Raw genomic sequence first — 14,708 nt, 5'->3', positions numbered from 1 at the left:
CCCACATACAATCCCATGCTCAAAAAAATGTTCGCCGCGGTGCTGATGACGCTTTCGACAGCGGCCATCGCCGTGCCCTTCGGTTCCCAGTCGATACTGGTGGTCGAAGACGGCACAGGCAAAGTCTTGCTTGAAAAAAATTCCAACGTGGTGGTACCCATCGCCTCGCTGACCAAACTCATGACGGCCATGGTCGTGCTCGATTCCAAGGCGAATATGCAGGAAGAGATCAGCATCGACCGCGAGGATGTCGACACCTTGAAGCACAGCACCTCGCGCGTGCCCGTGGGCGCCACCCTGAGCCGCCACGACGTGCTGCAACTGGCGCTGATGTCATCCGACAACCGCGCCGCCGCCTCGCTGGCGCGCACCTTCCCCGGTGGCCCGACGGCATTTGCCGTGGCCGTCAACGCCAAGATCAAGGCCCTGGGCATGCGCCAGACCGTGATCGAAGAGCCGACGGGCTTGTCGCCGAACAACCAATCGACGGCGGCCGACCTCGTCAAGATGGCCGTGGCCGCCTCGCGCTACCCGGAAATCAGCCGCATCACCACGGACTCGAAGGACGTGATCCAGATCAAGGGCCGCGACGTGGAATACCACAACACGAACCGCCTGGTGGGCGCCAAGGGCTGGGATATCGGCCTGTCGAAGACGGGCTACACGAATGAGGCGGGCCGCTGCCTGATCATGCGCATCAAGTCGGCCGGCAAGTTCGCCACCATGATCCTGCTCAACGCGCGCGCCAATTCCGTGCGCGCCATGGACGCCGTCAACATCCGCCGCATGCTGGCGGCCGAGAACGGCATCGAAGAGCCGAAAGTGATGCGCGCCTCCGTCAGCCGGCACAAGAAGGCGCCGGCGAAACCATCGAAGCGCCGCCGCGCCAAATAACTATTTCGCTTGCCGGTTGGTCATGATGACGCCGGCAATCGTCACCGCACCGCCCACCAGCATCGAAACCAGCACGGGTTCGCCCAGCAGCACTGCCGCCAGCACGATGCCGAACACGGGCACGAGGTTGTTGAACACGGCCGTGCGCGACGGGCCCAGCGCTTTCACGCCCTCGTAATACCAGACAAAGCCGATCACCGTGCCGAACACGCCCAGATAGCCGATGGCGGCCCACACTTGCCAGCCAAAGCTGTGCCATGGCACGATGGGGAATTCCATGGCCGCGCCCACGAGCAAAAAGGCCAGGCCCCACATCGATGCATACGTGGTGGCGGCAATCGGGCTCAAGCCCTTCAGCGCGACCCGGCCGATCAGGGTGTAGGCGGCCCAGCTGGAAATGCCGCAGAACATGAACACCTCGCCCATGCCGATGCCGCCGCCGTTACCATGCAGCACGCCGGCCAAGTCGCCGCGCGTGATGACGATGGCCGTGCCGCAAAACGCCAGCATGATGCCCAGCCATTTGAACGATCCGAGCCGTTCGCGGAACAGGAAGGCCGAGGCCAGCGCCGTGACGATGGGGTTCAGGGCCACGAACAGGGCCGTGCGCCCGGCCGGCATGCGCGACAGGGCCGCCAGGAAGCACAGGTTGTACAGAAAGATGCCCGTCAGGCCCAGCGCGGCCGTCGTCATCAATTGCTTGCGGTCCAGGCGCGGCAAGCCGCCTTCGAGTTTCCATGCAAGTAGCACCAACAACAGCACGGCCACGCCGAAGCGTCCGCTGGCCGCCGTCATCGGCGGCATCTGCTGCGCCAGCACGCGGCCCGCGATAAAGGTGCCGCCCCAGAACAGGGCGACGAAAATCAGTTTGATGTAGACGAGCGGCGATTGCACGGAAGGCAAGGCGGCGGAAGGTATGACGGTAGTGCGCATGGAAAGTCCTATGATATCGCTTGTACAGCGGACGCTGCAGATATATATTAATACTAATATCAACTCATGAAATAATGAGCAAATACTCATAGCACAGGAAAGCCACAGCATGACCTTCACGCAACTGGAAATTTTTACCCTGGTGGCCGAACTGCACGGCTTTTCCGCCGCCGCCGCGCAGCTGGGCATCAGCCAGTCGGCCGTCTCGCATGCCTTGAAAGCGCTGGAAAAGGAGATGGGCGTGGACCTGATCGTGCGCCACCAGGCCTCGGCCGAGCTGACGGACGTGGGCCGCCAGTTGCTCGTGCGCGCGCGCGAAATCCTGGGTTTATCCGAAGCCATGCGCCAGGAAGCGGCCGACGTGCTGGGCCAGCGCCAGGGCACCCTGCGCATCGGCTCCTTCGGCCCGACGTCGTCCTTGAATCTGCTGCCTGCCATCACGGCGCAATTTCGCCTGCGCTATCCGGGAATCGACCTGCGCATCGACGAAGGCGCCGACCATGAAGTGGTGCAGTGGATACGCGAACGCAGGGTCGATGTCGGCTTCGTCGTGCTGCCCGACGAGCGTTTCGATACGGCGCCGCTGGTGGAAGACCAGATGATGGCGCTGGTGCCGCGCAGCCATCCGCTGGCCAGCGAAACGTCCATCACCCTGGCGCAGCTGTGCGACGGGCCGTTCATCATGTCCGAGGCGGGCTGCGCCTGCCTGATCGAACCGCTGTTCGCCAACGCGGGCCTGCAGCCGAACGTGCCTTACCGCATCAGCCAGGTAATCACCATCCTCGACATGGTCAGCCGCGGCGACGGCCTGTCCATCGTCGCCGAACTGGCCCTGCCGCAGCGCCTGCGCGAGCAGTATCCGGAGCTGGTCGCACTGCCGTTAAACCCGCCCGTCAGCCGCAAGGTGGGCCTGGCCGTGCGCGACCGGCGCCAGAATACGCCGGCCACCAATGCCTTTTTCGAGGTGGCGAAACAGATGGCGCCGACCCTGGCGCCCCGGCGCGCCTAGCCGCGCTTAAAACGTCTCCCACTCCTCGCCGCGCTCCGGCTTGACGGCAGCCGTCCTTGCCGGACTGCTGGCGAGGCGCGGCGCGGCAGGTGCGCGCAGCACCGGTTTGACAGGCGCCGGCGCCTGCCCCTCATCGAGCTTGAACACGCCCACCACCTGCGCCAGGGTGCTGGCCTGGTCTTGCAGGCTTTCCGCTGCGGCGGCCGCCTCTTCCACCAGGGCCGCGTTCTGCTGGGTCACCTGGTCCATCTGCGCGATGGCCTGGTTCACCTGCTCGATGCCCGAGCTTTGCTCGGCGCTGGCGGCCGTGATCTCGCCCATGATGTCGGTAACGCGGCGCACGCTGTCGACGATTTCCTGCATCGTCGCGCCAGCTTCGTCGACGAGGCGCGCACCAGAATCGACCTTGCCCACCGAATCGTCGATCAGCAGCTTGATTTCCTTCGCTGCGCCAGCGGAGCGTTGCGCCAGGCTGCGCACCTCTGTTGCCACCACGGCAAAGCCCCGTCCCTGCTCGCCCGCGCGCGCCGCTTCCACGGCCGCATTGAGCGCGAGAATATTCGTCTGGAAGGCGATGCCGTCGATGACGCTGATGATGTCGACGATCTTCTTCGACGAATCATTGATCGAGGCCATGGTATCGACCACCTGCGCCACCACTTGCCCGCCCTTGCTGGCCACGCCGGACGCCGATTGCGCCATCTGATTCGCCTGGCGCGCATTGTCGGCGTTCTGTTTCACGGTGCTGGTCAGCTCCTCCATCGAGGCGGCCGTCTCTTCCAGCGAGCTGGCTTGCTGTTCCGTGCGCGACGACAGGTCCTGGTTGCCGGCGGCGATTTCCGACGACGAGACTTTCACCGATTCGCTGGCCGTGCGGATTTTCACGAGCACGGCGGCGATCTTGTCGATGAAGCGGTTGAAGGCGCCGGCGATCTGCGCCAGTTCATCCACGCCGGAAGCGTCGAGGCGAAGAGTCAGGTCGCCTTCGCCCGAGGCGATGTCGTCGAGCGCGTCGCGCACCAGTTCCAGGCGCTTGAGCATCCTGAACACCAGCAGCGACAGCAGCAGCGCCGCCAGCCCTGTCAACAGCGCGGCCGTGACGGTGGCCGTCGTCAGCATCGTCTGCAAAGCTTGCATGGCTTCCTGCTGATCCAGCACCACGGCCAGCAGCCAGTCGGTGCCCGCCACGCGCGTGACGTACAGCTTGCCGTCGCGGTCATTGAGTCGCACGGCCTCGCTGGTGCGCGCGCTTTCCAGACGGTTGACCTGCGCGGCCGACAGCGACGCATCGAGTTTCGCCACCGGCTGCAGGCTCAGGTCCTTGTTCGCATGGGCGATGATGGTGCCGCTCTGGTCGACGAGGAAGGCAAAGCTGTGCGGCGTCGGCTTGATCGCCACCACGTTGGCGATCACCGTATCGAGCAGCACGTCCGCGCCGGCCACGCCCACCAGCGCTTCTTTCGGCCCGACGGGCGCCGTGAACGACACCACGAGTTTGTGGCTGGCCGCGTCCACGTACGGCGGCGTGAGCATCGGCACGCCCGCCTTGACGGTGTCCGTGTACCAGGCGCGCGCCGTGGGATCGAAATCGGCCGGGCGCCCCGGATGGGTAAACACGGAACGCTTGTCCGCGTAGCCGATGAACACTTCCGCGAAATCGCCGGCCTTTTCCGCGATCTGGAAGGCGCGCAGCGGATCTGGCGTCTCGGCCGACATGACGACGGACGCCATGACCTTTTTCTTGCCATCGACCCATTGCGCCAACACGGCCGACTGGCTTTGCAGCAGCTGCTGCATCTGCTGGTCCGACGACGCCAGCATGCTGCTGCGCGTGGTGACGTAATTGGCGACCGACAGGGCCAGCATGGACAATACGACGATGGCCACGCAAATGAGCACCAGACGCGTACGCAACGATGAAAACATGGTGTACTCCCTTGTAGTGATTTTTATGGTGTGAAGCAGCAGCCTTGCCACGCACACTTCACCAGCATTCTCACACAAAAATCGGAACATTATCATTCAATATTTGGAATAATAAACGTTTATTACATCAAAGCAACACCATCAACCGTTGACGCTCTACAACGATTGCCTCATAGTCAATCTTTTCAAAGGAGCCGCCATGCGTTTGCACCACCTCATCCTGGCCTGCGCCAGCTTCGCCGCCGCCAGCGCCTTCGCCTCGCCGCAAGCACCCGTGCAGGGCGCCGACTACCTGGTGCTGGCCACGCCACAGCCCGTGCAAACGGCGCCGGGCAAGGTGGAAGTGATCGAATTTTTCATGTACCACTGCCCCGCCTGCAACGCGCTGGAGCCGAGCCTGGCGCGCTGGGTCAAGGACAATGCCGCCACGGTGTCGTTCCGCCGCATCCATTTGCCGCACACGCCGGCAAATGATCCGGAAGCGCATCTGTTCCTGACCCTGGAAGCACTGAAGAAAGAAGAGGCGCTGCACGCGCAAGTCATGCACACCTGGCATGTGGAACGCAAGCGCCTGGCCAGCGACAAGGATAACCTCGACTGGGCGCTGAAAAATGGCCTGGACAGGGCAGCCTTCGAAGGCGCCTACCAGTCGTTTGGCGTGCAAACCAGGCTGAAAAACCTGCCGCGACTGGCCGCCGGCTACCAGGTCGACAGCACGCCCACCCTGATCGTGGGCGGGCGCTATTTAACCAATCCATCGATGGTGGCCGGCGCCAACCCGGGCTTGCCGCGCCAGGGCGTCGATCAGGCGACCCTGCAAGTGGTGCAGGCGCTGGTGGCCAAGGCGAAGCTGGCGAAGTAACTCAGCCGATCAAGCCGCGCAGCCCGCTGGCGCGCTGCGTGCGGCGCAGAATCGCGTCGAACAGCACGGCCTGCGTGGGCGAGACGAGGGTAAAGAAGTCGCGCGCGCGCGTGATGCCCGTGTAGACCAGTTCGCGCGCCAGCATGGCGCCGCCCTCCTGCGGCAGCACCAGCACCGTGTGGCGAAATTCCGAGCCCTGCGATTTGTGCACCGTCATGGCGAACGCCGTTTCCACATGGCGCAAACGCGTGGCCAGCACACTGCGCACGTTCTCGCCTTCCAGGAAGTACACGCGCAATGATCCCGGCCGCGCCGGATCGCGCAAAGTCAGGCCGATGTCGCCATTGAACACGCCCGTGCCATAGTCGTTGCGCGTGACCATCACGGGACGGCCCACATACCATTCGCTGCGGCGTATCAAGCCTTCCTTTTCCAGCCGCAGCTCGATGGCCGTGTTCAGGCCGGCCACGCCCCATTCTCCCTCGCGCACGGCGCACAGGATGCGGAATGCTTCAAACGCGTGCAGCACGGCGCGCACCCAGTCGTCATGCTGCGCGTACGCGGCCTCGCCGGCATTCACCAGTTGCAGATACGGCTGATACCCGCCCGGCGCCTCAAGCCGTCCGCGCAAGGCCAGGCGCAGCACGTCTTCCTGCTGCGCTGGCACCGTCCACGCCAGCTGGCCGCCGCTGTCGCTGGCGAAGCACGCCCTGGCCAGATCGGGCCTGCCGCCGTTCACGGCCAAGGCCAGCTCGCCGATCGGGCCGCTGAAACGGTGGCTGTGACGCAGCATCACCGTCTGCTGCGCCAGCGCGCCGGCCGCCCCCGCAAAGTCGGCCGGAATGGCCACGCCGCTGGCCGCCTGCGCATACGCGATGGTGGCGTCCGTATAGCCGCCCGCCTGCGCGTCGTGGCACAAGTCACCGAGCACGGCGCCCGCTTCCACGGACGCCAGTTGGTCCTTGTCGCCGAGCAGGATCAATATCGCCGTGGACGGCAAGGCGTCAAGCACGGACGCCATCATCTCCAGGTGCACCATCGACGCTTCATCGACGATCAGCACGTCGACGTCGAGCGGATTGCCCGCGTGGTGAGCAAAGGCGCGCGTATCGGGCCGCGCGCCCAGCAAGCTATGCAGGGTGCGGGCCGCGCCCATGCGCCGCGCCAGTTCCAGCAGGGGCAAGGCTACCCCGACCTTTTTCGCCAGGCCGCTCAAGGCCTTGTCGATCGACTGTTTTAAGCGCGCGGCCGCCTTGCCCGTGGGCGCGGCCAGCGCGATGCGCAGCTGCTCCGGCTGCGGCGAGACGGCAAACAGCAAGGTCAGCAAACTGGCCACCGTGTACGTCTTGCCCGTCCCCGGCCCGCCCGTGATGATGGCCACCTTGCCGCGCAGGGCGACGGCGCACGCCACTTTTTGCCAGTCCGGACCACCGTCGTGCGTCGGCTGGTCGAACAGGATGTCGAGCCATTGCCGCACCTGCGCCAGCGGTGGATTGGTCAAATCCTGTGCGCGCGCGGCGATTTTTTCGCCCACCAGGCTTTCATCGCGCCAGTAGCGGCGCAAATACAGGCGGTCGCCATCGAGCACCAGCGGCTGTTTCACGTCGGGCGCACCCACCTGCCACACCTGCGGCGCGCCGGCCAGCAGCGCGCGCCAGCCATCGACGCTGTCCGGCAGCGGGCCGGAAACGGCCAGCACGCCATGCCACAGCTCCTCGCTCCAGCCCAGCAACTGCGACGGTTCGCCAGACAGGTCAGCGAGCATCAAACAGCTATGGCCCCGCCCTTCCAGCTCGGATAGCACGACGCACGCCACGGCCACGGCGGACGCATTTGGCGCCTGCTCGTCCAGGCTGGCGATGAAGCGGGCAAAGGCGGCGCTCAGGCGGCGCAGATGGCCCGCTTCGGCGACGCCGTCTACATGGGTAAACAGGGCGTCCAGGGCCACGTCATGGTTCATGCTATTTCCACTTCTTCTGACAATAATTGATCGAGGCCGTCCAGCAGTTCCAGCTGCGGCGCCAGCCAATAGCAGCCATGCGTGTCCGCATTCGCTATGCCGCGCAGGAACAGGAAGATGGCGCCGCCCAGGTGCTCGGCCGGGTCATACGCGTCGCCCATGCGGCTTTTCAGCAGCCGGTGCAGGGCCAGCATGTAGATGGCGCCCTGGATATCGTAGCGGTGCTGCGCCATGCCGGCCGCCAGTGCCTGCGTGTGATAGGCAGCGTCGTTGGCGCCCAGCGCATTCGACTTGTAGTCGAGCACCCAGTAGCGGCCATCTTGTTCGATGACCAGGTCGGCAAAGCCTTTCAGCATGCCGTGCAGCTGGCGCCGCGGCAGCACGGGACGCGGCGCGCCGTCGAGCAGCAAGCGCGTGCACAGCTGATCGAGCGCCGCCGTGGACAAATGCTCGCTGGGGAACCAGAACTCCATCTCGGACAGGGTGCTATTAAGCTGCGACAGCGAGGCATCGAGCAGCGGCAGCGGCGTGATGGCGATCTCGCGCAGCCAGGCGATGGCGTCGTCCTGGCGGTGGCCCCAGCCCGCCCGCTCGCAGCGCGCGGCCAGGCGGGTATTGAAATTGTCGTCGTGGACGCAGTCAAAACCCTCGCCGCCCATCCATTCGAGCTGCTCGTGCAGGAAATTGCCGGGCACGGAACCGCGCGGGAAGCGGTGCCAGGGCGCGTCGCCCATGTGCATCGGCGTGGCCACGGCCACCGCCGTGCCATCTTCCAGCAAGGTTTCTTCCAGCGCCCGCTGCGGCACGTGCGCGGCCGTCACGGCGCCGATCTGGCGCGTCAGCGACGTGAAGCTGCCCACCGACCAGTCGCGTTCGAATTCGCCCGCGAACACGGGGGCGGGACGCAGCTCGGGACGCCGCTCGACGCGGTCCAGCACCGTGCAGGCGTCGGGCTGCGCCAAAGAACCCACGTAGATGGCGTCGCAACTGCCCGCCACCTGCTGCCAGCGCAACAGCAGCTGGTCGAACGGCAGCTTGTCGCCGCCCGTCAGCAGGTAGCCGAGCGCCGATTCGTGCAAGGTGTTATCGCCCGCCTTGCGCGCCGCCTGGGCGGCCACGCCCAGCCACAGGAAGTGGCGCGCGCGCGTCAGCGCCACGTACAGCAGGCGCAAGTCTTCCTCGATACGTGCTTCTTCGACGGCCGCCATGGCTTCGTCGGACAAGGACAAGTCGAGGCGGCGTTCGCCATCCTCGCCCGCGTACTCGAAGAAGCTGCGGTTGCGTTTGTCCACCTTGCGCGCCGTGACGGAAAACGGCAGATACACGAGCGGATATTCGAGTCCCTTGGATTTGTGCACCGTGATGACTTTCACCAGCTCCGCATCGCTTTCCAGGCGCAGCACGCGTTCGTCGCCGCCCTCGCCTTCGCCGGCGATCTGCTCGGCCAGCCAGCGTATCAGCGCCTGCTCGCCATCAAGCTGGCGGCTGGCCGATTGCAGCAGTTCGGCCAGGTGCAGCAGATTCGTCAAGCGCCGCTCGCCGCCCGTCTGCTGCAGCAGCATGGCCGGCAACTGCAGTTCGTGGATGAAGCGGCGCAGCATGGCCAGCACGCCCTGGCGCTGCCAGATCAAATGCAAGGCCTTCAGTTGCTCGACCCGGCGCTCCCATTCCAGTTCATCGCTCGACAGGCGCGCCAGTTCGCCCAGCGACAGGCCAATGGTGCGCGTGGCAAAGGCGGCGCGCGCCAGCCCCCCGTCGAGCGGGTTGGCCAGCGCCGCCAGCCAGCGCAGCACGTCTTGCGCTTCCTCGCTGTCGACGACGGAATCCTTGTCGGACAGGTAGACGCTGGCGACCCGGCGGCGCGCCAGCGCGCGGCGGATGGCTGCCGCCTCCTTGCGGTCGCGCACGAGGATGGCGACATCGGCCGGCTGCAGGCGCGTAAAACCGTCCGGGCCAGTAAAACCAGCTTGCGCATCGCCCAGCATGGCGACGATATGTTCGGCGCAGTGCTGCGCGAAATACTCGCGGTAGCTGTCGCCGCGCAGCCCTTCATCGCTGGCGCAGGCGGCCATCAGGGCAGGCAGCGGGCCGCTGGCGTTCACCAGGTGCTCGGCGCGGCCCTTGGCGTCGACGGCCTCGAACGGCAGCGGATTCTCGCCGTTTTTGCGGTAGCGGAAGGCGCCAGCCGGCACCTCCTCGCGCTCGGCGTGCAGGAACAGCTGGTTGACGGCCGCCACCAGCGGCGCCGTGGAACGGTAATTGGTACCCAGCTGGTAATGGCGTCCCGTTGTCGCGCGGCGCGCCGCCAGGTAGCTCTGGATGTCGGCGCCGCGAAAGCCGTAGATCGACTGTTTCGGGTCGCCGATCAGGAACAGGCCCAGGGCCGGATCGTTGTCGGCGATGCGGTACAGCAGGTTGAAAATCCGGTACTGGGCCGGCGCCGTATCCTGGAATTCATCGACCATGGCCAGCGGATACTGGTCGATGATGCGCTGGCGCAGGGCCGCGCCATTTTCGCCAGCCAGCGCGTCGTGCAATCGCTGCAGCATGTCGGCAAAGCCGAACTGGCGCGACTGGCGCTTCAACTGGTCCATGCGCCGCGCGATGGCCGCCGCCGCATGCAGGTGCAGCTTGTGCGCCAGCGGCGTGATACCCGCCAGGGCGATCCCCAACGCCTCCGTATGCTCGAAGCATTCGGGCACCTGCGCCGTGAAACTCTTGGCAAACGCATCCTCGATGCCGAACGGCGTCAATCGCTCCCACGCCTTGGCCGTGATGGCCGGCAGCAGCAACAGCGGATCCTGCGCCCACTTGCGCAAGCCGTCGAACCACTTCGCCAGGTTCTCCGGCTTCATCTTGACGCCGTTAAAACACTTGGGATTGGCGGCACGGTGGTCGTTGATCCACACGGCCATCCGGTCGACGCGCTCGACCCAACCCGCCTTCAGGGTGGCCAGCTGCGCGGCCAGCGCCCGCTGTTCGCGCGCGATCAGCATGGATAACGGTTCTTCGTCCGCCATGCCCATGATGTCGGCGCGGCGCGCCAGCTCGCGCGCGCCTTTCTTCAGCGCCCCCACGTCGGGCCAGCAGGCCAGCAGCACGTCGAGCGCCTGCGGCGGCAAGGGATAGACTTGCTGGCGCCAGTAATCGTGGGCGGCATCCTCGAACAGGGCTTGCTCGTCGCTGACCAGTTCTTCGTCGAACAGGCTGCCGCTGTCGAACGCATGCTCGCGCAGCATGCGCTGGCACCACGCGTCGATGGTGAAAATGGCCGCTTCATCCATCGTCTCGGCAGCGAGCATCAGCCGGTGCGCGGCCTTTTGCCGCTCGCTCTCATCCGGATAGGACTCGAGCAAGGCGTCGAGAAACGGGTCGCTGCCGCCAGACTCGTGGCGGAAATATGCGGCCGCCTCGATCAGGCGCTCGCGCACGCGGTTCGACAATTCGCGCGTGGCGGCGCGGGTAAACGTCATCACCAAAATATCGGCCGGCAGCAGGGGACGGGTAAAAGCCGTGCCTTCGCCGCCGTGGCCCACGCCGTGACCAAGTACTAGCCGCACGTACAGCGCGGCGATGGTCCAGGTTTTACCGGTGCCGGCGGACGCTTCGATCAGGCGCGAGCCGTGCAGCGGGAACGCCAGGGGGTTGAGCAGATGGCTCGTCATTGTTCTTCTCCCGCGCCATCATCGGGCGCGCTGATCGGGTCTATCGTAATGTGCTGCTGCAGCCAGTCGGCCAGCGGGCCATACAGCTCGCGCGTGCAGTCTTCCCAGGCTTCCTCCGCGGCCAGCGCGGAAAACTCGGGCCACAGGCGCGCCAGACACAGTTCGTCGCGCTCGCCCGACAGCTCAAAACCGCCATCGTAGACAGCGCGCGGGTCGCCTTGCTGCACCAGCGCCAGGCCAGTCTTGCAGGCCGTCGGCAGCGGATGGTTCATGCCTTCGCGCCACAGCGCCAGCAAGGTGGCCAGCGCCTCGCGCGAACTGGCCGGATCGAGCGGCGCCATGCTGACGATGGCGTCGCGCGCCACCAGGTAGCCGGTGACGGGAAAGCCGAGGGCGGCGGCGGCCAGCTGGCGCAGCCACATCAGCATCAGCTTGTCGCCGCGCGCCAGGCCGCCCTTGTCCGTCACCTTCGACGAAATCTGCATCAGCCAGGCCGTGTCCGTCCCGTTGCTGCACAATTTGTCGAGCCAGTCGTCGATCTGCAGCTCGCCGAACGGCAAGTTGATGGCGCGCTTGTCGGCCGCGTACGGGAACGAGGCGCGCAGCGACAACCACGCGCTGCGCACGGGCACCAGCGCCTCGACCAGCTGCGCCTGCACCTGCCGGCCGATCAGGCCGATGGGCAGCACGCCTTCGCGCGCCAGCTTTTCCGCGCGCGCTTGCAGGCTGGCGCGCACGTCATCGAGCGCTTCGACGGCGCCGCCGTCGTCCAGCATGGTGTCTTCCAGCAGATAGCGTTCGAGCGCATTCAGGCCGAACGGCTCTTCATCCTCGCCCAGCATGGCCGCGTCGGCGAAATACACGCTCAGGCGGCAGCGGAAAAAGTATTTGACGGGCTGGCGCAAAAAGCTGGCCAGCTCGCCCAGTTTCAAGCGCGTACCGGGATCGAGCTCGTAAGGATCCAGCGGCAGTACGGCGGCCTGCGCATCGGCATCGGTATGCACCACGCGCCATTCGCGCGCATAGGTCAGCAAACCGTCGGCCTCGAAATAGCGGCGGCTGAACGGCTGCAACGCATGCTCGGTCGTCAGGCTTGCCAGATGCCGGTCCAGCGACCAGCCGGCGGCCAGGTAATCGCGCAGCTGCGACACGAGGACGGACGGCGGCTGCTCGGAATTGTCGCGCACATTGCGCCCCACCCAGCTCACGTACAGCTTGTCGCGCGCGGCCAGCAAGGCTTCGAGCATCAGGTAGCGGTCATCGTCGCGGCGCGAGCGGTCGCCCGGGCGCGCCATGCCGGGCAATGCCAGCAAGTCGAAATCGGCCTTTTGCGCGCGGCGCGGGAAGTCGCCATCGTTCATGCCCAGCAGGCACACGACGCGGAATGGCACGGCGCGCATCGGCATCAGGGTGCAGAAGGTCACGCCGCCGGAGACGAATTGATGGTTCAGGGTCGGCTCGTCGAGCGCGCCCAGCCACGCCACGCGCAGCACGGACAGCGGCACCTGCTCGACAAAGCCCGCGTGTTCGCAGGTTTCCAGCCAGCCCTGCAAAGCGCCTTCCAGCTGCGCCAGGGTCAGGCGATCGCCTTCGTCATCGGCGTCAAAGAAGGCGGCCAGCAGCGCGCGCGCCTGCACGCCCCATTCGGCCGGCGTGCGCGCGCCGGCCAGCACACCGCGCCAGTGCAGCAGCGCCTCGACCAGCTGCGCCAGCGAACCCGCCAGCGCCGCATCGAGGCCGCCCACCTCCGCATATGGCTCGATGCCGCCAAAACTGGCCCCACTGCCGCTGGCATAGCCAAGCAGCATGCGCCGCACGCCGAAGATCCACGCATTCTGTTCGCCGGCCGCGCCGAGTCCCAGGCCGGCGCGGTGTTGCTGGTCCAGGCCCCAGCGCACGCCCGCCCCTTCGATCCAGGCACCCAGAGTGGCCAGGTCGTCCGGCTGCAAGCCAAAACGTGCCGCCAGCGCCGGCACGTCGAGCAGGTCGCGCACTTCGCTCTGGCGGCAGCGCTGCTGCGGCAGCTGCAGCAGCCACTCGAGCGCGACGAGCAGCGGGTTGACGCTGCGGTCCTTCACGTCGCCGATCTCGAACGGGATGAAGCGTTCGTCGTTGCGCCGGTACTGGCCGAAGACGGCGTGGATGGCGGCCGTGAACGTGTCGATGTCGGGCACCATTACCACTACGTCGCGCGGGCGCAGGCCCGTCTCGGCGCTGTGCGCGAACATGGCCAGCAGCTGGTCGTGCAGCACTTCCACTTCGCGCTGCACGCTGTGCGCCACGTGAAATTCGATCGAGCGGTCGCCTGCCTCGGGCGGCGTCTGCTCGTGTTCGGCCAGCGGACGCAGTTCGCGGATGGCCACCTGCACCTGCTGCAGCAAGGTTTCGCCCGTTTCCTCGCCAAACAGGTCGATGCGCAGGCTGTCGTCGCGCCCTTCGGCTTGCGCGTGTTCGTCAAATTCGTCAAGCATGCGGATGAAATCGCGCCCTTGCCTGCCCCAGCTGGCCAGCAGCGGGTGGCTGTGCGCATGCAGTTCTTCCAGCGGAATCCCGGCCAGGTCGGTGCCGTTGCGCTGCCGCTGGCGCTTGTTTTGCGCGCGCAGCAAGTCGCGCCCGTCGATGATGTCGCCCCAGTAGAACTGGCACGGATTCGGCACGGCCAGCACCACCTGCGTGTGGCGCGCCAGCGCGGCCAGCGCCTGCAAGGTCTGGTACGGCAAGGCTGACACGCCGAACAGCACGACCCGGCGCGGCAGCTTGCCGGCAGGCGCATCGCCGGCCGCGATCGCCGCCAGGAAGGCGTCGTGGATGTCGGCGCGGCCCGTGTCGCGCTCGAAGGCCTCGACGTCGGCCGCCACGGCGCGCCACAACTGCGCCTGCCAGCGCTGGTCCTCCTTCAATGGGATAGCTTCGCCGCGCGCCGTGCGCAACTGGTCACGCCCTGCGGCCCAGTCGGCCAGCCAGTCGGCGCGGTAGACCTGGTACTGGTCGAACAGGTCGGCCAGGCGCTCGGCCAGCTGCAGCCGGCGTTCGCTATCGCCATCGGCAAGGAAGTAGCGCAGCGGCTCAAACACAGGGTCGGCCAGCAGCGACGGCAACAGACGCATCAAGCGCCACGTCAGCGGGGATTTGTCGAACGGCGACACGCGCGGGACGCGCTCGCGCCCCAGCATGCCGCGGTAGCTTTCCCACAGCAGGCGCGCCGGCAGCGCGATGCGCGTGGCGGCGCACACACCCATCTCCTCGGCCAGGGCGATCTTCAGCCATTCGGCCACGCCGTTCGACTGCACCAGGAAAATATCCGTTTCCAGCGGTGCCAGCGGATGCTGGCGCAGCCACTGGAAGACGGCGGCGCGCAGCTGTTCTAGCTGGTTGCCATGCAGGATGAGGAGGCCGGGCGTGACGGGAGTATGCATGCTGATCCGATGGGTTGCCGCGCCTGCGGCCGGGTGGCCGCAG

8 protein-coding genes are annotated in these 14,708 nt (G+C 66.3%); 3 read left to right on the top strand and 5 right to left on the bottom strand.

Annotated elements, in window-relative coordinates; genetic code table 11:
- Positions 1-15: 15 nt before the first annotated feature.
- Positions 16-894, top strand: coding sequence for a serine hydrolase (locus tag P9875_RS13300; protein ID WP_035826880.1), 879 nt, complete (start codon positions 16-18; stop codon positions 892-894).
- On the opposite strand, the gene P9875_RS13295 is transcribed toward P9875_RS13300, so the two are convergent.
- Positions 895-1,827 (bottom strand): DMT family transporter, encoded by a 933-nt coding sequence (locus P9875_RS13295; RefSeq protein ID WP_278318654.1) that lies wholly within the window; start codon positions 1,825-1,827, stop codon positions 895-897.
- Positions 1,828-1,936: 109 nt separating this feature from the next.
- On the opposite strand from P9875_RS13295, the gene P9875_RS13290 reads away from it, so the two are divergent.
- Positions 1,937-2,836 (top strand): LysR family transcriptional regulator, encoded by a 900-nt coding sequence (locus P9875_RS13290; RefSeq protein WP_035817941.1) that lies wholly within the window; start codon positions 1,937-1,939, stop codon positions 2,834-2,836.
- A gap of 6 nt (positions 2,837-2,842) precedes the next feature.
- Here the strand turns inward: P9875_RS13290 and P9875_RS13285 are convergent, their stop codons facing one another.
- Positions 2,843-4,762 carry a methyl-accepting chemotaxis protein gene (locus P9875_RS13285; RefSeq protein WP_278318653.1) on the bottom strand — a complete coding sequence of 640 codons (1,920 nt, stop codon included), beginning with the start codon at positions 4,760-4,762 and terminating at the stop codon, positions 2,843-2,845.
- A 199-nt stretch (positions 4,763-4,961) separates the two neighbouring features.
- Here P9875_RS13285 and P9875_RS13280 point away from each other — a divergent pair, with 199 nt between their 5' ends.
- Entirely contained in the window at positions 4,962-5,624 is a 663-nt protein-coding gene (locus P9875_RS13280; RefSeq protein WP_278318652.1) for a thiol:disulfide interchange protein DsbA/DsbL, read from the top strand.
- A gap of 1 nt (position 5,625) precedes the next feature.
- Here the strand turns inward: P9875_RS13280 and recD are convergent, their stop codons facing one another.
- The 3 genes from recD to recC are packed head-to-tail and all read right to left on the bottom strand — an operon-like array spanning position 5,626 to position 14,665.
- Positions 5,626-7,584 carry an exodeoxyribonuclease V subunit alpha gene (recD, locus tag P9875_RS13275; protein ID WP_278318651.1) on the bottom strand — a complete coding sequence of 653 codons (1,959 nt, stop codon included), beginning with the start codon at positions 7,582-7,584 and terminating at the stop codon, positions 5,626-5,628.
- A complete protein-coding gene (recB, locus tag P9875_RS13270; RefSeq protein WP_278318650.1) occupies positions 7,581-11,249 on the bottom strand; it encodes an exodeoxyribonuclease V subunit beta in 3,669 nt (1,222 codons plus the stop codon). Before recB ends, recD begins: the two co-directional genes overlap by 4 nt.
- Entirely contained in the window at positions 11,246-14,665 is a 3,420-nt protein-coding gene (gene recC, locus P9875_RS13265) for an exodeoxyribonuclease V subunit gamma (RefSeq protein WP_278318649.1), read from the bottom strand. Before recC ends, recB begins: the two co-directional genes overlap by 4 nt.
- Positions 14,666-14,708 lie beyond the last annotated feature (43 nt).

It is taken from the genome of Janthinobacterium rivuli (assembly GCF_029690045.1).
GTDB classification, from domain to species: Bacteria; Pseudomonadota; Gammaproteobacteria; order Burkholderiales; family Burkholderiaceae_D; genus Janthinobacterium; species Janthinobacterium rivuli.
Note: the sequence above shows the minus strand (reverse complement) of the source record. Positions and strands in the feature narration are given on the sequence as shown.

What these genes read in the sequence shown, in the direction of transcription:
- P9875_RS13300 (WP_035826880.1), top strand. Translation starts at nt 16, where the DNA reads ATGCTCAAAAAAATGTTCGCCGCGGTGCTGATGACGCTTTCGACAGCG.
- P9875_RS13295 (WP_278318654.1), bottom strand. Translation starts at nt 1,827, where the DNA reads ATGCGCACTACCGTCATACCTTCCGCCGCCTTGCCTTCCGTGCAATCG.
- P9875_RS13290 (WP_035817941.1), top strand. Translation starts at nt 1,937, where the DNA reads ATGACCTTCACGCAACTGGAAATTTTTACCCTGGTGGCCGAACTGCAC.
- P9875_RS13285 (WP_278318653.1), bottom strand. Translation starts at nt 4,762, where the DNA reads ATGTTTTCATCGTTGCGTACGCGTCTGGTGCTCATTTGCGTGGCCATC.
- P9875_RS13280 (WP_278318652.1), top strand. Translation starts at nt 4,962, where the DNA reads ATGCGTTTGCACCACCTCATCCTGGCCTGCGCCAGCTTCGCCGCCGCC.
- recD (WP_278318651.1), bottom strand. Translation starts at nt 7,584, where the DNA reads ATGAACCATGACGTGGCCCTGGACGCCCTGTTTACCCATGTAGACGGC.
- recB (WP_278318650.1), bottom strand. Translation starts at nt 11,249, where the DNA reads ATGACGAGCCATCTGCTCAACCCCCTGGCGTTCCCGCTGCACGGCTCG.
- recC (WP_278318649.1), bottom strand. Translation starts at nt 14,665, where the DNA reads ATGCATACTCCCGTCACGCCCGGCCTCCTCATCCTGCATGGCAACCAG.